General features: G+C 39.5%; 16 protein-coding genes. 3 read left to right on the top strand and 13 right to left on the bottom strand.

Going from position 1 to position 18535, the window contains the following annotated elements; translation table 11 throughout:
* Positions 1-11: 11 nt before the first annotated feature.
* The 4 genes from LC091_RS13595 to LC091_RS13580 all read right to left on the bottom strand — a co-directional run bounded on the left by LC091_RS13595 (position 12) and on the right by LC091_RS13580 (position 6948).
* Entirely contained in the window at positions 12-3044 is a 3033-nt protein-coding gene (locus LC091_RS13595; RefSeq protein WP_226682574.1) for an ATP-binding protein, read from the bottom strand.
* Between the two features lie 5 nt (positions 3045-3049).
* Positions 3050-4282, bottom strand: coding sequence for a metallophosphoesterase family protein (locus LC091_RS13590; RefSeq protein WP_226682573.1), 1233 nt, complete (start codon positions 4280-4282; stop codon positions 3050-3052).
* A 514-nt stretch (positions 4283-4796) separates the two neighbouring features.
* Positions 4797-6053: an ABC transporter permease gene (locus LC091_RS13585; RefSeq protein WP_226682572.1), complete on the bottom strand. Its 1257-nt coding sequence runs from the start codon at positions 6051-6053 to the stop codon at positions 4797-4799.
* Entirely contained in the window at positions 6046-6948 is a 903-nt protein-coding gene (locus tag LC091_RS13580) for an ABC transporter ATP-binding protein (RefSeq protein ID WP_226682571.1), read from the bottom strand. Before LC091_RS13580 ends, LC091_RS13585 begins: the two co-directional genes overlap by 8 nt.
* 142 nt (positions 6949-7090) lie before the next feature.
* Here LC091_RS13580 and LC091_RS13575 point away from each other — a divergent pair, with 142 nt between their 5' ends.
* The gene (locus LC091_RS13575; RefSeq protein WP_226682570.1) at positions 7091-7276 is read left to right on the top strand and encodes a YhzD family protein; all 186 of its coding nucleotides are present in this window, start codon (positions 7091-7093) and stop codon (positions 7274-7276) included.
* Positions 7277-7301: 25 nt separating this feature from the next.
* Here LC091_RS13575 and LC091_RS13570 read toward each other — a convergent pair whose 3' ends face one another.
* From LC091_RS13570 to LC091_RS13530, 9 genes are all read right to left on the bottom strand, one after another.
* Positions 7302-8132 (bottom strand): TVP38/TMEM64 family protein, encoded by an 831-nt coding sequence (locus LC091_RS13570; RefSeq protein WP_226682569.1) that lies wholly within the window; start codon positions 8130-8132, stop codon positions 7302-7304.
* A 7-nt stretch (positions 8133-8139) separates the two neighbouring features.
* Positions 8140-8913: an enoyl-CoA hydratase gene (locus LC091_RS13565; protein WP_226682568.1), complete on the bottom strand. Its 774-nt coding sequence runs from the start codon at positions 8911-8913 to the stop codon at positions 8140-8142.
* A gap of 91 nt (positions 8914-9004) precedes the next feature.
* A complete protein-coding gene (locus LC091_RS13560) occupies positions 9005-9382 on the bottom strand; it encodes an FAS1-like dehydratase domain-containing protein (RefSeq protein WP_226682567.1) in 378 nt (125 codons plus the stop codon).
* 66 nt (positions 9383-9448) lie between these two features.
* Positions 9449-9901: a hypothetical protein gene (locus tag LC091_RS13555; RefSeq protein ID WP_226682566.1), complete on the bottom strand. Its 453-nt coding sequence runs from the start codon at positions 9899-9901 to the stop codon at positions 9449-9451.
* A gap of 364 nt (positions 9902-10265) precedes the next feature.
* Positions 10266-10514, bottom strand: a complete 249-nt coding sequence (locus LC091_RS13550) for a hypothetical protein (protein ID WP_226682565.1) — start codon at positions 10512-10514, stop codon at positions 10266-10268.
* A gap of 519 nt (positions 10515-11033) precedes the next feature.
* Complete coding sequence (locus tag LC091_RS13545; protein WP_226682564.1) at positions 11034-12521, bottom strand: coproporphyrinogen III oxidase; 1488 nt, start codon at positions 12519-12521, stop codon at positions 11034-11036.
* Between the two features lie 579 nt (positions 12522-13100).
* The gene (locus LC091_RS13540) at positions 13101-13961 is read right to left on the bottom strand and encodes a Cof-type HAD-IIB family hydrolase (RefSeq protein ID WP_169290967.1); all 861 of its coding nucleotides are present in this window, start codon (positions 13959-13961) and stop codon (positions 13101-13103) included.
* Between the two features lie 160 nt (positions 13962-14121).
* Positions 14122-14481 carry a YlbF family regulator gene (locus LC091_RS13535; RefSeq protein WP_226682563.1) on the bottom strand — a complete coding sequence of 120 codons (360 nt, stop codon included), beginning with the start codon at positions 14479-14481 and terminating at the stop codon, positions 14122-14124.
* A 361-nt stretch (positions 14482-14842) separates the two neighbouring features.
* Complete coding sequence (locus LC091_RS13530; RefSeq protein ID WP_226682562.1) at positions 14843-15976, bottom strand: DUF445 domain-containing protein; 1134 nt, start codon at positions 15974-15976, stop codon at positions 14843-14845.
* Positions 15977-16094: 118 nt separating this feature from the next.
* Here LC091_RS13530 and LC091_RS13525 point away from each other — a divergent pair, with 118 nt between their 5' ends.
* Together LC091_RS13525 and LC091_RS13520 are read left to right on the top strand one after the other, a co-directional pair.
* A complete protein-coding gene (locus tag LC091_RS13525) occupies positions 16095-17471 on the top strand; it encodes a YheC/YheD family endospore coat-associated protein (protein ID WP_226682561.1) in 1377 nt (458 codons plus the stop codon).
* Between the two features lies 1 nt (position 17472).
* On the top strand, positions 17473-18531 hold the full coding sequence (locus LC091_RS13520; RefSeq protein ID WP_226682560.1) for a YheC/YheD family endospore coat-associated protein: 1059 nt from the start codon (positions 17473-17475) through the stop codon (positions 18529-18531).
* Positions 18532-18535: the final 4 nt, after the last annotated feature.

Genomic DNA, 18535 nt, shown 5'->3' with positions numbered 1-18535 from the left:
TTGAACCAAATTCATCGCTTGCTGCTTACTTCTGCGACCTTCAATGTGTCAAAGGAGAAAGTGCGATTGTTTGGTTCTCCTGCCAATTTTTTTTTAATATGTTGATGACAAGTGAAGAAAAGGACTTGATAACCTTGAAGTGCCAGCCTGTTTATCAACTTAATAGCTAAAATTGTTCTATGGTGATCGAAATTGACAAAACTGTCATCCATCAAGAATGGAAGTTTTTGTTGATCACTCCAAACTTGTGCAACAGCGACACGAATGGATATATACAACTGCTCAACTGTTGCCTGACTTAACTCCTTAGGTTCAAATTTAGTACCGTCTGCATGCTGTACCATAAGCGTTCTTTCATTGTGTACATCTAGTAACCTAATATAATTATCATTTGTGAGGAAGCGGAAGTTTTCAGAAGCATTTTGCAGTACTTTTGGTAGTTTCACTGTTCTGTAATAGTCCATCGTTTTGCTTAGTAGATGGGATGCAGTAGCATGGATTGCCCATTTTCTTGCATGGTCTTGTAACTTCGTTTTAGATAATTCGAATTGCTGGACAGCTTCAGAGAATGTTCCAGCTTCCTCCAAGAGACGAATAGATTCTTTGGTTGCTGTTCTTTTTTCAACAAGTTGACCCTGTTTTTCATTAATGGACTTTAGGGTTTCTTCCAGCTCAACCTTCTCCGAGCTCCACGTATCCATCGGCTTACTTTCCGTTAGGCTCAGCTGATAGGAATTCTCCATTTGTGCCAACTGACTATTTAAGATGGAAATCTCCTTTACAAGATGGGTTTTTTCTATATTCTGTTGGTTTTTTAGACGAAAAGATTCCTCATCCTCAACTTCTGCTTGCTCATACAAATGCTGAATCTGCTTTTTGGCTTCATGTTCATGGTGGGACAAGCCTGCAATTTCTTCTCTTAATTCGTCTATTTGTTCCTGAAGATGTTGTTGTTTTTTCCGTTTTTCCAAATTTTCATCCACAGCAACACGTAATTGTGTGAACGCTTCTTCCAAGGATAGACTCGTGTCGAATCCCATGTTTTCTTCGATCAATATATTTAGCTGAAGCTTGAACGTTTCTACTACATTTTGATAGTGTATTTGCTTTTCTACTAGCTCTTTTTTATCTGCTATGGCAACTTTCAATTGAACCATCTTGTCATAGGCTTCTTCCATAAAGGAAGGAGCGATTTGTTGAAGTGAAAGAGATGACGTCCATTTCTGCCAATGATTTTGAAAAGAAAAACTCTTGCCTTCCCACTCTTCAAATTGCTGAATGATTCTATTGTATGTCCGGTCGCATTGGGAAAGGAGAAGTCTTTCCTTCTGCAATAGCTGCATTACTTGTTCGTTCTTCGCTAGAGCTCTTTGATACTCTTCCAGTTTTTCGAACTTATCTGTGGAATAAAGCTTCCCTTGTAATGTTTCCAGCTTCTTTTTCATCTTTTCTTTTTCAGTCCATAGCTCATTGTGACTATTATCTTGTTTCGTCTTCCTATAGAACACAAAGGAAAGGATGGAGAAAAAAATTAAGCATAGTAGCGAAGGGAAAAACTGGTCTTGCATATAAAAATACGTGGCACCGGCAATTCCCATAAAAAGACTTGCACCAGCGATTTGCTTACTTTTTTTCACTTCATTTTGGTTATTCTTTGTCTGAACTTCAAGCTGCCTTTCCAACTGATTAAGAAGCTGCTCTGTGAGGTGGACTTCTTTATGCACCGTGTCCTTACTTTCTGCTTCAATCAGTTCCTTCATCTTTATAACTTCATGATTTGGAAGTTTTTCTTGTTCAAGGTCTTTCACTCGTTCTTCTTGAGTCTCAAGTTCCTCTTTTGACAGCTGAAACTGTTCGTCCAATCGCTGTTTCTGGATGTGAAGTTCATGATGATCTTTTAATAGTTCTCGCAAAGCCCCTTTTGATGCTAAGCTAGTATGTATGGTTTCTAGCTCAAAGTCGGTTTTATCATGCCACAACAGATCTTTCTTCCAACCTTCTATGCGTTTTTCCAACTGCGCTATTTCAGTAGCTACCAGGGACAATTGCTCTTTTGCCTGTTGATAGGTCGGTAGTGATTTTACTAGACTCTTTATTGATTCCTCTTTGGAGAGCATTTCTTCATTTATAGTTAATTGACCTATTTCTTGCTCTTTTTCCTGTATATCTTTTGCTATTTTTTCAAGTTTTGATTGATAGAATACTGCTTTTGTCTGCCATTTTTCTAATCTTGACAAACCATCATGCGGAAACGATTCAATGTTCCCGAAAGCTTCTAATTGCACTTGAAGAATCTCTATTCTGTTTACTAATGGCTGAATGTTGAGCATTGCTTCTGTTTCTTTTAAACTTTTTTCTAACTCACCTTTAGTAAATTGTGTTTCCTCTAATGCCTTATCATATTGGTCTAAATCCTTCTGCAAGCGGTTATATTGCCCCATCTTTTCTTTCCATTGCAGGACATTTCGTTCTTCTTCTCTTAAGGAATTTAACAACTGATTGATGACTGGCTTTCTCCCACTTGGCTTAAATCGCTCTTCCTGTTCTTTTGTTAACTCACGAGATAATTTATGTAGCTGTTCACTTCCCATTAGTCCTGAAGAAAACAAATAACTGCCAAGTTGCTCAGAGTCTATTAGTTGTAGATTTTGGATGTCCATAATATTAAAGGAGAAAATTCCTTTATACATCGTTTTATCAAGGCCGCCTAGCACCTCGTTCAAATCACAGGAATTGCCATGCTCATCATGAACAATGACATCACCAGAGGATCTACCTGCGACTCGTTCAATGGTTATTTTTCTTTCGTCATCCGTTTCAATAATCAACTTCCCGCCATATTTAAAGCCTTTTTTAGGAACATAGCGCAGGTCTTGTTGATTTTTTGCAGGAAACCCAAAAAGAATGGCGTGAATGAAGGCCATAACAGTAGATTTCCCTGCTTCATTTTCGCCGTAGATCACTTGGATGTTTGGTGATAGATTTTCCATTACTACGTTCTCTAGTTTTCCGAATCCATATATATGCAAGCTCGTAATTTTCAACCTATTCACCTCTTTTCACTTTCCAAGAATTTGCTGATAAGCCATTGCTCTGCTTCTTCCACTATCGCTTTTAGTTCTTCCTCATCCCAAGTGTCCAGATAGCGCCTTGCTTCAGAATGGCGTAATAAAGGGGCCAATGCTTCTTTCACTTCGATTTGCTCAACCATCGAATAAAAATCCTTGTAAAAGGTTTTATCCTGCAGGTCTTCTTTTAAATAGGATAGAGCGGTTCGCACACGTAACGAATATAGATAGACAAAAGAAAGCTTATTTTCTTCTCCCTCATTTAAAAGGAGTTGAAGCTCTTCCTGATGACTTTCATCTTGAAGATAACCATGAAGTTCTCCATTACCTGTAAAAGTAAGGCGAAGTAATTTCCCCTTCCCTTCCAACCTTATGGAGTCCATTGCTTGTATTGTTTCCTCCATAAGCTGGTCCACCGTTTGGATTCCGTTAATGGGAATCTCGAGTTCCTCCCAATGTATGACGGATGTTTCTATATATGTAAGCTCTGAGATACCACCTTCCAATAGTTCCACCAGATAACAGCCTTTATCGCCTTGTTCCTTTTTGTGTCGTCCTTGGATATTTCCCGGATAGACGATGGGTGGTTGGTAATGAAGAATTTCACGTTTGTGTATATGGCCAAGTGCCCAGTAATGGAACTCCTTGCTAAGAAGATCAGGTATGGAAAATGGTGCGTACGGGTCATGTTCTTCCCTTCCAGAGAGATTGCCATGAAGCATCCCGATGTGAAAAGGTATCTTAGCGTTTTCTTTTTGATAATAACCTGTCATGTTTTCCGTCATATGCCTCTGCTTATAACTAAAGCCATATATGCAGGCTAACTCTTCTTCATTTTTAAAAAATGTTTTACATTCCACAGCTTCCGTAAAAACATGTACATTATCCGGGTATTTAAAAAGCGAGTGATTAGCTGTAAGGTAATCATGATTTCCGTGGATAATATACACGTGAATTCCTGCTTCATTTAATCGCATAAATTCTTTTCTTAGTGTTGCTTGGGCGATGAGGCTTCTTTGCTCTAAGTCAAAGAGATCTCCAGCCAATAAAATAAAATCTACTTGATATTGGATAGCAGCGTTTATTAGTGTGGTTAGAGATTGGAATGTACTTTTTCTAATCCTATTAAATATTTGTTGGGGAAGATGGCTAAGTCCTTTAAATGGACTGTCTAAATGTAGATCTGCAGCATGCAGGAAGCGAATTTTTCTCAATCTGGATTCAACCTCTTCTCTAAACGTCTTTTCCTTATTTTATCACGAATGAAATACGAATGCACGTTCGGTGTTGATTATAGCAGTAGGCATTGGTTAGTGGATAACCACCGCTGTTCCTTTCCGCAAATGGCTTCTCTTTCCGCGGGACGGTGCTTGAGCCTCCTCGCTACGCTGTGGGGTCTCAATCTACCGTTACTCCCCCGCTGGAGTCTTCGCCATTTGCTCCAATCCTCAGCTGGAAATTAGTTTGACGATATGTAAACGCTTATTCAGTTAACTCGGTTTAGTGCTGTTTCATAACCCTCTGATGAATGAAGCCACTTTGTTGATTGGAGTGGAAGGCGCGCAGAAACCCGCGGGAGGAAGGGACAGGTGAGACCCCGGAGGTACAAGCCGAGGAGGCTCACGGACCGCCCGCAGGCAAGCGAAGCGCTTGGAACGGAAATCAACAGGATTTTATACTTTCTCTAAAAAAACATGCGAGACTTTTGTAAAAGTCCCGCATGCTAGATTACTTGTCTTTAGTTAATTGCAAAGCTTTCTTAATATCTTTTAAAGATGATGATTTACCGTACATCAAGACTCCCCCACGGTACACTTTTGCTCCGAACATGGCCAGTAACACGATGGTTGCCACTAAAAGGCCAATGGAGAGACTGATTTCCCAAACCGGTACGTTTAACATTCCCACACGTAAAAACATGATCATTGGTGCAAAGAACGGAATGAAGGATGTTACTTGAATAAAAGAGTTATCTGGATTTCCTAGTCCGAACATGGAAATCATAAACCCTGCCACAATCAATAATGTCATTGGCATAATCATTTGCTGGATTTCCTCAATCCTACTAACAAGCGACCCTAAGAAAGCGGCAAACGTTGCATAAAGGAAGTAGCCTAGCAAGAAGAAGACGATAGCGTACACAAACGTTGCTACAGGCAGATCGCCGACACCAAAAAATTCAAATACTCCACCGGCTTCAGTCATGCCTTCAAGATTTCTACTTAATGATGAATAGCCGACAAGAATCCAAAATGCCAGTTGCGTTAAACTTAATAGCGCTATGCCAAGAATTTTCCCGAACATATGCATGATTGGTGAAGCAGATGAAATCAATATTTCCATGACGCGAGAAGACTTCTCTACTGCCACTTCCGTCGCGATCATACTAGCATAAAGAATAACGGAGAAATAGATAACAAACAGTAATACGTATACCAATCCACGTGCTTGGTTCAACTCTTCTGCAGATTTTGCAGATTCTTCTAATGCCACAACATCAAAGTTAATAGGCGTATAAAGTTGCGCGATTTCTTCTTGAGATAATCCAAGTTGACTTGTTGCCAACTCATTTTTCACCTGCTGAAGCATCACTTCCACTTGTGTCATCGTTTCCGAGTCTGTGATGGAAGCTGCTTTATATACACCAGATGGCAAACCGTTCTGATCTGTTGAGAGCACAAGGAGCCCGTCATACTCCCCCTCTGTTACTTTACTTTCAGCTTCTGACTCATTTGATACTATTTCAAGATTCAAATTGCTATTGGGGTTTGTTGCTAGTTGTTGCTCTAGCAATGGTGCTATAGTGCCTTCTTCATCTATTAATGCGACAACTTTGTCTTCCTGTTCATCAAAAATATCAATGATGGACTGAATGTTTGTAACACCAACAATGAGTAGCGTTGTTACCAAAGTGGAAATAATAAAAGATTTTGATTTCAGCTTACTCATGTAGGTGTGCATTAAAATAATCCAGAATTTATTCATGGTATGAAGCACCCACCTTTTCTATGAAAATATCATTCAAGGACGGCTCTTCCAAGATAAACTTACGGATATAGCCTTTACCTGTAATTTGTTGCAGCAAGGTCTGAGATACATCTTCATCTTCCACTTGTAGAATCATACCTTCAGCTGTCTGCTTTGTTTTGGTAACTCCCTCCACATTGGATAAATAGCCTAAATCAAAATCAGCATGGATGATGACATTCTTTTTCCCAAATGAACGCTTAATGTCCTTAAGTGCCCCATGCACAACAGGTTGACCGTGATGCATGATGCATAAATGCTCACACAGCTCTTCTACATGCTCCATCCGGTGACTGGAAAATACAATGGATGTCCCTTGCTTTTTCAAATCCACTACTGCTTCTTTCAAAAGTTCTACATTTAGCGGATCCAAGCCGCTGAAAGGTTCATCCAAGATGAGCAATTTCGGGTTGTGAATGGTGGACGCGATAAACTGGATTTTTTGTTGATTTCCTTTTGAAAGCTCTTCTACTTTTTTGTTCAGGTATTGAGGCACCTTGAAGCGCTCCAACCAATAATCCAGCTGCTTTAAAATTTCCGCTTTCTCCATTCCTCTTAATCTGCCCAAATAAATCATTTGATCCTTAACGGTTAATTTCGGATAAAGCCCTCTTTCTTCGGGCAAATACCCTACAAGGTGACTTTCTCTATAAGTAATGGGTTTTCCCGCCCAAGAAACCTTACCTTCAGTAGGCTCCAATAATCCAAGCACCATTCGAAAAGTGGTTGTTTTCCCTGCTCCATTGGCACCTAAGAATCCGAACATTTCACTTTCCGGTATTTCTAGGGTCAAATTATTGACTGCCACATGCTTGCCAAACCTTTTAGTTACACCATCTATCTGTAATGCCATGACGTTATCCCTCCTATGTTCTACAGTAACCTATACGAATCAGAAACTAAATAGTTTCATAGTACTTTTACATTTCAAGAAACTTTTAGTAAAATAGAAACAATGAATGGATATTCATTTTACAGACACGGAGGGGACACGCATGGGGAAATATACGTTAACAGTCTTTAGCAAAAACGGAGAAACATTACTGGATGAAAGTTTTGAAGCCGCAACTGAAAAAGAAGCAAAAACTTTAGGAGAAAAGAGATTAGAAGAATTAAATTACCTCGACACTACACACCGTTGCACAAATGCAAGCGGGAAACTAGTATTATTTCACAGATAACAAATAAGCGCATGGAGATAAAGGATTACATCTCCATGCGTTTTCTGTTCCAATATTTATTGAAAGCAAACGAGGTTAAGAAAACAATCCCCATGATCACAGAGCAAGATAATAGCAAGTGTGTAGAAGTTAAGTCCAGTAACTTTGCCAAGGAAACCGAATACGCGAGTACAAATGTAGTCACAAACTTTGACAAGGATGCTATTATAAGAAACTTTTTAAACGAGACAGCTCCAATGCCGGCTCCGACACAAATTATCTCATCAGGTAGAACAGGAATAATAAATAAGAGTGCAAGAATAATCGTTTCATTTTTCCTAACATAATCTTGATATTTTTTTAGATGTCTTTCTTTTACCAGTTTAGAAGCTACTTTTATACCGCCATATCTTGCAATAAAAAACATAACAATGATGCCTGTCAATGTTCCGGAAAAACCAAGATAGAACGAAGTACTTGCCCCAAAAGCCAAGCTACCTGCTGGAATGGTAACCGCCTCCGGAAGGGGTAAAATAATCGGTTGAGCCAAACACAGCAAGAAAAAGAGAAATTTAGCCATAGACCCATATTCTAATAGTAAATTCTCCAATTCCTTATATTCTGCCATTACCATGAATTTACTTATATAATAAACCAGCAAAACAATTAGTATGAGTCCAATTCCCATTATCGGCTTTTTCCCAGTTTCCATTATATCCACACAAACCACTCCGTCTTTTCTCTGATGATATCTAGTATAAGTGGAGTTGTTCTTATTGGTAATGTACCAGAGAATTAAGTGAATGTAAGACTGTAGACTTAGGAAAACAGCTGTGAAATACAAAAGCTGCCCCTTTTTAAGGAGCAGCTTTATCATCTTTATTTCATTTTCCGCTAAATTGTGGTCTTCTCTTTTCAACAAAAGCACGAATACCTTCTCTATGATCTTGGGACACCCTCATTCTACGCTGAGCATTCTTTTCTAACTCTAGAATCTGTTCCAAGCGTGGCAAGGATTGCTTTGTGTAGATCAACTTCGTTTCCAACATCGCTTGCAAAGGAGATTGAAGAAGCGCTCCAACCCTCTTGGTGATTTCCTCTTCCATTTGATCTCCAGCCAAGCTATCAACCAAACCCAATCCATGAGCTTCTTCAGCAGAAATCGTTTTGCCTTCCCAAATCATCTGTTTAGCTTTCGCTTCACCAAGACGTTTTTCCATAAAGAAGTGACCGCCACCATCTGGTATTAGACCGATCTTGATGAAATTCATCGCCAGTTTTGTAGAAGTGTGGGCAACAACAAAGTCGCTGGCCAGGGCAAAACTTAAGCCTAGCCCTGCCGCTGCACCGTGAAGGGCACTGATAGTCACTTTTGGCATGGTGTAAAATTTAGTGACGATGGAACCAATCGTATCCATCACCTGGTCGAAGTCTCCACCAACATTTTCTTGAAGCATCATCTTGATATCTCCACCAGCACTAAACGCATTCCCACTTCCTCTAACAATGACCACTCTGACATCTTCATTTTGCGATACTTCATCCAGAACACGCTCTAATTCTTCTAACATCTCCACATTCATCGCATTTAACGCCTCAGGTCTATTAAGCTCCAAAACCACAACCGGCCCCTGATTCAACACATTAACCGTACTCATATCAGCACACCCTTTCACAACTTTTATTGGTTGAATTTTCTGAAATATTAAAGTTCTGTGCGGGGGTCAGACCCCCGCAGGAATTTCTCAATTAATCTCGAATAATACCTTTACTGTTGCCTAGGAGGACTTGTTTGCCTTTTTGGTTGGTGTAGATGGATGTGACTTGGACTTGTTTGTAGCCTTCTTGTTGTTGGACATTGGTGAGGGTAGCTTCACAGGTGATGGTGTCGCCTGTAAAGACGGGACGAAGAAATTCCATGTTCATTTTACTAGCGATATAATTCATGTCTCCCCCAATTTTAGTACCGATACTTGCAGTCAACAGGCCATGTACCATCAAACGGCCATGCTCATCTTTTTCCACATGATGCCTGCCTTGATCTCCTGACACCTCCCCAAATCGAAGGACTTCTTCCAATGTGAATGTTCTGGAATAAGTCAGTACTTCACCTGTTTCAAGCTCCATTCCATTCCCCCCTCTAAGATATATATATCTAGTATAATATGAAAACGCTTAAAAATGAATGATTATTCACTCATTTACAAAAATAAAAGGTGGTGATGGTTTACCCTTATTCAAATTATAATAATCTGCTAGTGAATAAACAAAACCAGAAACACCAAATACAATAATGGCACTACTTCTGTTAAGTTCATAAGTAGTGATTAAGTTTTCAAACCCATATAAATGGTCAAATACCCATATTCCACTTAGCCCTCCTATAAATGAATAAATAATGATTCTTAGAGAAAAAGATTTAGTTAATTTGTTAAGAAAAAAAGTTAAAGGTAAAAAGGATATTAGATAAAGAAACAAGCTATGTACTAAGTTAAACAAAATAAAACCCAAGCCAACATTCTTTAGTCCATAGTAAATGGTTGTTGATATCTTATTACCTTCAAGAAATTCCAAGCACACAGTGGCAAGAGTATATAATAAAGCCAAAACTCCCCACATAGTTAGATAATGCTTATAACTATTCATAAAAAATCTCCTAGCATATAAACTAGCTCCCTTTTGAGTGCAACTAGAGCTGCTGTTCAGTAATCGCCCTAGATAATTGAGTAAGAAATTCTTTGCTTAATCTTGATTGTTATTTTCTTTATTTTGGATATATATTTTATTTAGTGTTGAGTGGATATTATATAAAATTAAAAAAATAAACAATAACATTAAGAATGTAACTATTTCACCAGTAAAAAAAGACACTACTCCAATGATAATAAAAGAAATCCTATACCACCAATCCATTTTCCTTATTAACTCCTTTGAAGATATAACATCTATGCGCAATTATGTAAGGAGCGCAACGCTTTGCTACAATCGCTCCTGGTTGTACAATAAACAACTATGACATTAGGAAGTCAAAAATAATACCGAAGATAATTATTGCAACACCGATTGTAAAGTGAACTTTTTTGTCATTCACATTTGATTTTTCTAAAATAGTAAAAATGATACCAATTAGACCGATAAACACGGCACTGCTAAATAAGGTGGTAGTATTAATAAGAAAAAGGTTTGGGAACTTTTGAACAAGTCCAGAAACAACACCTATACCCCCCAATAGCAGAGGTACTCTTAATTTCCAATACATTTACCCACCCCCTCTTATTATTCAAATACATCATAATACAAACCTTTCTTATTACAGAAAATCCCTAGATAATTTAATAAGCATTGTTTGACGGATTAGAACTCTTTTTTAAAATCATCCCAACACATATCAAAATTGCACCAATAATGCTCTTAAAAATTTCAGCATAGTAAAAGTCTCCATCCCTAAGGAACCGAATTAGAAAATTAGTCCCAAATCCTATAAATGTCAATGTTCCAAAAAAATTAAGCCCTTCTTCATAACCTACCCCCAAATATTTTATTCCTTTAAACTGACAGTTTGCTGAATACTGATAATAATCTGTCGCATCATCTGTATTTTAACATATTTTTCTAGCGACCTGTGGTACCCTTCTACAAAATAACCTTAAGTAAAAGAAGTCACCTTGTTGATTGTAGTGGAAGGCGTGTAGACCGCAGGCAAGCAAAGCGCCTGGATTGGAAATCAACCGATTCTCCTATAATAAAAAAAGCGAGGACCTAAGTCCCCACCTACCTGTTAATTTCTAGTCGAAAAGAGTTCTTCCAAAATCCGAATCTTTTCATCCGTATAATGTTCAAAGCCATCATTGTAAGATTTAGGATCTTTTGGGTTGGCAAAGCGCGTGATCTTCCCTGTTTCAGGGTGAACAAACTTACTTGATGCCCCACACCCGAGTCCTATAATTGTCTGTTTCTCTTCCATAATCATGATGTTATAGATGCTATCCTGGCCCGGCAATGCATATCCTACATTCTCCAAATTACCAAGTATATTTTTTTGGCGATACAGATAATATGGGACATAATTATGGGCTGTCGTCCACTCCGTTGCCATATCCATCATTTTCCCGATTTCATAACGATCTGCCACCTTGTAGCGATTTTTATTTTGCGTCATTTCAGAAGCTCGTTTAAACGACAATGTATGGACCGTCAATGATTCAGGCATCAGCTTTTTCGTCTCTTCTAGTGTATGGGCGAACTCTCCCACTCCTTCACCAGGCAAGCCGATAATCAGGTCCATATTGATATTATTCATCCCCATCTCACGCGCAAGGTGGAACTTATCAATGGTTTCCTCAACGGTATGATGGCGACCAATTGCTTTTAAAGTTTCTTGCGTATAAGACTGCGGGTTAATACTAATGCGGTCAATATTCCACTTTTTCAACACTTCAAGCTTCTCCGGTGTAATTGTATCCGGACGTCCGGCTTCTACTGTTACTTCGCGAACTTTTTCCATGTCTGGGAACGAAGCATACATCTGCTCGTAAAGCATGTCCATTTCTTCTGCAGTGATACTTGTCGGGGTGCCCCCTCCATAATAAACGGTGGTGATTTTAATGCCTTTTTCCTTCAACCAGGAACCGATCGCATCTATTTCATGGTGTAGCCCGCCAAGGAAGGAGTCCACTTTTCCTTGCTTTCCATTAATCGCATAGGCAGGGAATGTACAATACGCACATTTAGTTGGGCAGAATGGGATTCCAATGTAAATGCTGACTTCATTGCCTAAGTCATGGAGATCAGGTACAACATCTAGCTGACGATCGACAATCTGCTGCATTAATTCTATCTTTTCATCTGTAATCAAGTAATCTTGTCGCAGCTGCTGATGGACTTTTTCTCGCGGCTCCCCTTTTTGAAGCTTGGAATGAAGAAGTTTTGTAGGACGAATCCCGGTTAAGATCCCCCACTTCTGAATAATTCCCGTATGCTCTTGCAGAAGGGTCAAATAAACATAGGACACAGCCTGCTTTTTCCGACGAAAGTTTTCTTTTTCATCAGAATCTCCCAATTCTTTCTCATGGGAACAAGACAGTTCACCGAGTTGTCCACTTACAATAAACGTGGTGTCTTTCTCTTCTACCTCAAACGTTACCTTTAACTCAGAAGATGGGTCTTCACCAAGCACCACTTCTGTTTCTTCAAAAAATAAATCCGCAATCAATGATAACGGACGTTGATATCTATCATCATGTAATCCATTTATAGCAATCTTCAAGTTAATCACCTTTCACACTTGCCTTGTTTTTCAGCAAGATTTTTCACTCCCACTAGTGTAACGGATGTAGCCGATGCATATCAAGATAATACCGTTGGAAAAGAGTGAGTCATCTCTAACCATTTCAATGAAATTTCATTTTCATCAAGGTCATATAGGCGATGAGGACCGCTCTCCTCCCTTTTCCTCGTCACTCAGGTTTTCATAACGGCGATGAAGACTTCTCTTTTCCTTTTTCTTCATCACTCAGGTCTTCATAACGGTTATGAGAACCGCTCTCCTCCTTTTTCCTCGTCACTCAGGTCTTCATAACGGCAATGAGGACCGCTCTCCTCCTTTTTCTTCGTCACTCAGGTCTTCATAACGGCAATGAGGACCGCTCTCCTCCTTTTTCCTCGTCACTCAGGTCTTCATAACGGCAATGAGGACCGCTCTCCTCCTTTTTCCTCGTCACGGAGGTCTTCATCCCACCGAACAAGAAAGACTCTGAAGACAATTCTATCATTCCATTATTTTATAACTTCCTGGTAAACAAAAAAAGACAGACCCCCTAAACATACAGAGTCTGCCCTTCACCTACTATATTTTCATTTTATTTAAAAACGCGATGCGTTGCTGTTTACGGAAATGTTCTTTAATCATATAGGCTACTCCGTTTTCATCATTTGTCCGGGTAATCCAGTCAGCAGCAAGTTTCACTTCTTTTGGAGCATTCCCCATCGCTACACCCAGTCCTGCCACTTCAATGATAGGTAGGTCTTCCATCGTATCACCTATGACCACCATTTCCTGCGGTGGAATTTTCAACACTTCACCAAGAGCTAACAAACCGTCCATCTTTGTTCCACCGTCAGGTAAGATATCCACTTTTCCGTCAGCATGAACAAGAATTTCTATCCCCTCAAATGCAGACTTCAAGGTCGTTAACACTCTTTCTCTCTCTTCTGGCTCTGTAAAATAAACCTCTATTTTCGGAGGCGCAATCGGATTGTCTATTAACGTATCTCCTAAAGATTCCACAAATTGCATTGGGTAGATTAATGGATCACTAGAACCTAGTACTGCCCTAGCCATCAAGTTATTTGCACCTCTTAGTCTATTGCCAATGGAATACCTTTCATGCAAGATCCTAACCGTACAATCATAATTTTCTAGCACTTGAACAAGATTGAATGTCTTATCCTCTGAGAGGCGCTTCACATGAAGAGGTTGCTCCAGTTTAGAGGCAATAAACGAACCTCCATGTGTCACTAAAAACGTATCAAGTTTCAAAGATTTAGCCACTTTCTTAGCAAAAGCGAAGTTTCGGCCGGTCACTAGTGTTACATAGACTCCCTTGTTTTTCACATACTCTATCGCTTCTTTCGTTTCCTTTGCCAATCTTCCATTTGATTTCAACAGCGTTCCATCTATATTGATGGCGAGCAGGCGGTATATCATGGAGAGACCTCCTTATCTAAGATGTTTGTACTTATTGATATGAGTATGAGGAAATTTGGGGAAATAGAACATGGGGAGCATTGGGTAGAGAAAAAATGAGAAAGAAAAAAACGCACCTTTATAGATGCGTTTTTCCTGACAAGCGTCCTTCCACCAATTATTAGTTAGCGGAATCTACGTCGCTATATAATTCTTCTAGTGGCTTCATGATGATTTTGTTTAGTTCGCTTACCATCATGCTCATGCGTTGCTCAGCTTCCATAAGCTTCGCGATTGATTCGTTTTGTTGCACAACAGCAACCGTTTTTTGAGCTTGTTCTACTTCTTCTTGTGTGATTTCTTGGCCGCTCATTTGTTTTTGTTGAAGTTCAAGTTGAATGTTGCGGAAGTTCTCGAACATGTTTTTTGTAGTTTCGTCAGCGAATACCTCTTTATATAAAGTTTGTAAGTTTTTGAACTCATCACTTTCTTTTACTGCTGTTTCTAGGTTGTACGCTACATCGTATACGTTGTTTGCCATTTGTATGTCATTCCTTCCTTTTTTGCCCATCTTTCAGGCATGCTAGTGACCAGTATAACAAACATGCCAGAGTCATTCAAACCATAAGGGGGGGATTCTATGTTACTCCTGTAGATTTCCGTTTCAGGTGATCGTAAAATGTTGTTTAGACACCGCTAGTGATTTCCGCAAATGGCTTCGCTTTCCTAGGGGCTGACGTGAGCCTCCTCGGCTTTCGCCTGTGGGGTCTCCACCTAGCGCTATCTCCCTCAGGAGTCTTCGCCTTTTGCTCCAATCACCAGCTAGGAATCATTATAGAAATTACGTTATCCCCCGCAGGAGTCTCATACCTTACACTCCAATCTACAGGGAAAACTCTCTTTTAAAGAATCAATACCAGTAATCCTTGTAGTAGTCCTATTAGACCTCCGAGTAGGGCTCCGAGGTAGGTGATTAGTTTTAGTTCGCGACGGGAGACGGAGAGGACCATTTCTTCTACTTCTTGAAGGGAGAAGGATTCGACCTGATCTCGCACCACTTCTTCTAGTTTCAATCTTACAAGCAGTGCTTCCAATTTCTCGAGCAAAAGTTCGCTGCCTGTCGAGAATGCGGAAGGAATTAACTTATCCATCATCCAAGGATAGATAGGTTCTATCGCTTCTTTCACTGTTTTATTCATCCATTTTGGAACGTTCACTGTGCGTTCTACTACTGTATGAAGAGAGGAAAGAATTGCTTCTCTGGAAATTTTATTTTCCAAATCCTGCACTTCCATTTCCTTCAGTTTATTCCACTCGCGGTACAAGACATTTATTAAGACATCTTTCGTACCATCATGTTTAAGAAATTTAATGATCTCCGGTTGCACTTTATCGACCAAAGGATAGTTGCCCATAAACATTTGGACAACACTTCCCAGTTTGCCTCGGGTTGCGATAAAGTCGTTGATCATTTTAGACAACTGCCGTTTTCCTTCCACACTTTCAAAATGGTAGATTGCTTTATTCAAGATGAATTCAGACACTGCGGGAATATTGCTCTCAACAGAGTGCAGCAAATTCACCGGCAATACCTGTTGAATAGGTTTCGAACGCAATTGCCCCATTACTTCTTCATATTTACTCTCCACGATTTGATGTAAATTTTCTTGAAAGAGAGTTTCTGCGTCCTCTACCCCAAATTTCTGTAAAATCTCCTGAACACTGACTCCTTTTTCAAGGTAGCGGTCCACCTCTTCTTTTATCCATTGCTCAGACTTTTCCTTAAAAGAGCTGTTCATTAACCTTCTTTTCATGCTTTCTGCAGTCAAAAGATGCTCCATCACCAATTTTCCAAGTTGATCAGCAAGTTCCGATCTTCTCTTTGGTATCAATCCCGGTGTAAATGGAACCCGTTTTCCAAAGACATAAATTGGGTTATAGGGTCTGAACAGCATTCGAATGGCAAGAGAATTGGTCACTCCTCCTATCAAAGCCCCAATCGCCATCATCATCACAATAACAAACAAGATATCCATCTATCGTCAACCTCTTTCTAATCACCGATTTATCTTCATTTCAATACTATAGATTGTGGGGAAAATTCCCCTGTTTCTCCTAAACTGCCTAACCTTAGACAAAAAATGAGGGAAAAACATGAATTTTTTAGCAGCAAGGGTAATACCTATTGAAAATAATACACCTGTACCAATTATACAAATAAGTGAAGCTTTAGCAAAAAAATTAAAGCTTCCAGAACATATATCTTTATTTACCGTTCAATGTAGCCGGAATACAATGACGTGTAATATCGTAACTATCAATATAGTAGAAAATGTGTTGAAAATGGACCGAAGTATCCAGAAGTCCTTGTTTCTTTTTGAAGAGGAACGAACCTACCTCATCACGTATAACAGTGAATCTAACACACTGCATATTGGTCCCGTTATCGCACTGCTTACTGAAATCGGAATGAAAGATGAAGAGTGCATCGATCTTAAATCCATTGAAGAGTATTGCATGGAGCTCGCCAACTATTCGGAGGATATCGGAATTATCTTCTATGTTTTCTCCCTTCACAATCATTGGAAAGAAAAACTTATCGAAGGATACTACATGGAAAACAATAACTGGAACAAAGCATTGCTTCCTTATCCTCAGGTGGTGCATAACCGTCTCCATAAACGTACGAACGAGAAGAGTGAAATGTTTCATGAATTAACCGAACAACTGCAAGAATGGGAGATTCCTTACTTTAATGATCATTTTCTTAATAAATGGACCGTGCATGAGCAACTTGCCATCGCTGATCACTTGGCTCCTTATTTGCCGGAGACAGCGCTATTTTCTGCCAAACGACTGGAGTCATGGTTAGAAACTCACTCTACACTTTTTTTGAAACCAATCAACGGCAGTCAAGGAAAACAAATATTTAAAGTCTCTAAAACGGAAGAGGGATACACATTGGATTACTCTTCGATTCAACAACAAGTATCCCAAACATACAGCAGTATTACTGATTTGTACAAGCGACTTTCTCCTGAAATTAAAAAAAGGCAATATATTCTCCAGCAAGGATTAGATTTACTTCACTTAGATGGGAGACCTGTTGATTTCCGCTATCTGTGTCATCGCACCGAAAATAATCGCTGGCAGGTTACCTCCTCTACCGCCAGGGCATCAAAGAGTGGATCATTCGTGTCGAATCTGGCCCAGGGAGGAGAAATGCTTTCTGTCCAACATGTACTACGAACGAAATTCGACACAAGGGAACTACCACAAATCCGAAAACTATTAAAGGAATTGGCACTTGAAGTGGCAAACGAAATCGGAGCTGCTTCAGATGGAGTTTTCGGTGAATTGGGCATCGATCTTGCTATTGATAACACCGGCCATCCTTGGATTATTGAGGTAAATACAAAACCATCCAAGAATTTAGATCAACCAGTAAACGCAAGAAGCATCCGCCCTTCTGCCAAAGCTGTCATCATCTACTGTTTATACCTTATACACGAACACTTAAAGGAGAGATAATATGATCACCCTAGGTGTCCTCTCATTTTCACAACCGACTTTTTACCTTACAAAAATAGCCGACCATGCTGCGAAAAATGGTGTTATGATATGCATTATTTCGCCAACTCAATTAACAGAAAGCACCTCTCACGTATCAGGTCTCATGTACACTTCAGACAAGAAGGAATGGAAAGACTCCACATTTCCCATTCCTTCCTTTATTTATGACCGTTGTTATTACGGAACCAAGAAAGCGCAACTCTTTAAGGCAGGAACAGACTCATTGAAGTTGAAGGAAAATGTTCAGTTTCTCGGGTATGGACTTCCAAATAAATGGGAAGTCTATAACAAGTTAACATCCATACCAGAAATTCAAGCCTTCTTTCCTCTAACAAAGAAACTTACAAGCGTCACATTTTTCATATCACACTTTCGTCAACAAAAATGTTGGCTAATTAAACCCATTAATGGCTCCCAAGGGAGAGGATTAATTAAAGTTGAACGGATTGAAGGGCAATATATTGTAAAAGAAGTGGTTCAGCCAGGAGAATCACTCTATATATTTAGGACAGATAATCATTTAAGAAATTGGCTACATAGCCGTATGAAGGTTACAGAGTATATTTTCCAACCTTTTCTTCCGTTGCAAAATAAAAGGGATGTTCCCTTTGATTTAAGGATATTTCTCCAAAAAAATGAAGAGGGAAACTGGACGGAAAGAGTACGGTGTATCCGGACAGGCCCAAAGAATCATATTACATCCAATCTTGCAGGTGGCGGGGAAATGCTACCTTTCTCTGTCATTACTAATGGTCTGCAGCGTGCAAAAAGAGAGGGATTAGAAAAGAAACTGCAGGTTATTGTAGACTATCTCCCTACTGCGATTGACCAGACAATCTCCCCTCTTTTTGAATTGGGGATAGATATCGGGATTGATCCTGACTATAATTTATGGATTTTAGATATTAATTCAAAGCCCGGTCATAAGATAGTAACAATGGCTTCTCCTTCTGTACAGGCAGAAATCTATGAAGCCCCGAGCAAGTACTGCAGTTACTTGTCGTCTATCAAAAGGTAAGAAA

The sequence above is a fragment of the Sutcliffiella horikoshii genome (genome assembly GCF_020524325.1).
Taxonomy (GTDB): domain Bacteria; phylum Bacillota; class Bacilli; order Bacillales; family Bacillaceae_I; genus Sutcliffiella_A; species Sutcliffiella_A horikoshii_D.
Note: the sequence above shows the minus strand (reverse complement) of the source record. Positions and strands in the feature narration are given on the sequence as shown.

Excerpts from the sequence above, each read along its gene's own strand:
- LC091_RS13585 (WP_226682572.1), bottom strand. The coding sequence starts at position 6,053 with ATGAATAAATTCTGGATTATTTTAATGCACACCTACATGAGTAAGCTG.
- LC091_RS13580 (WP_226682571.1), bottom strand. The coding sequence starts at position 6,948 with ATGGCATTACAGATAGATGGTGTAACTAAAAGGTTTGGCAAGCATGTG.
- LC091_RS13575 (WP_226682570.1), top strand. The coding sequence starts at position 7,091 with ATGGGGAAATATACGTTAACAGTCTTTAGCAAAAACGGAGAAACATTA.
- LC091_RS13570 (WP_226682569.1), bottom strand. The coding sequence starts at position 8,132 with ATGATAAAGCTGCTCCTTAAAAAGGGGCAGCTTTTGTATTTCACAGCT.
- LC091_RS13565 (WP_226682568.1), bottom strand. The coding sequence starts at position 8,913 with ATGAGTACGGTTAATGTGTTGAATCAGGGGCCGGTTGTGGTTTTGGAG.
- LC091_RS13560 (WP_226682567.1), bottom strand. The coding sequence starts at position 9,382 with ATGGAGCTTGAAACAGGTGAAGTACTGACTTATTCCAGAACATTCACA.
- LC091_RS13555 (WP_226682566.1), bottom strand. The coding sequence starts at position 9,901 with ATGAATAGTTATAAGCATTATCTAACTATGTGGGGAGTTTTGGCTTTA.
- LC091_RS13550 (WP_226682565.1), bottom strand. The coding sequence starts at position 10,514 with ATGTATTGGAAATTAAGAGTACCTCTGCTATTGGGGGGTATAGGTGTT.
- LC091_RS13540 (WP_169290967.1), bottom strand. The coding sequence starts at position 13,961 with ATGATATACCGCCTGCTCGCCATCAATATAGATGGAACGCTGTTGAAA.
- LC091_RS13535 (WP_226682563.1), bottom strand. The coding sequence starts at position 14,481 with ATGGCAAACAACGTATACGATGTAGCGTACAACCTAGAAACAGCAGTA.
- LC091_RS13530 (WP_226682562.1), bottom strand. The coding sequence starts at position 15,976 with ATGGATATCTTGTTTGTTATTGTGATGATGATGGCGATTGGGGCTTTG.
- LC091_RS13525 (WP_226682561.1), top strand. The coding sequence starts at position 16,095 with ATGAATTTTTTAGCAGCAAGGGTAATACCTATTGAAAATAATACACCT.
- LC091_RS13520 (WP_226682560.1), top strand. The coding sequence starts at position 17,473 with ATGATCACCCTAGGTGTCCTCTCATTTTCACAACCGACTTTTTACCTT.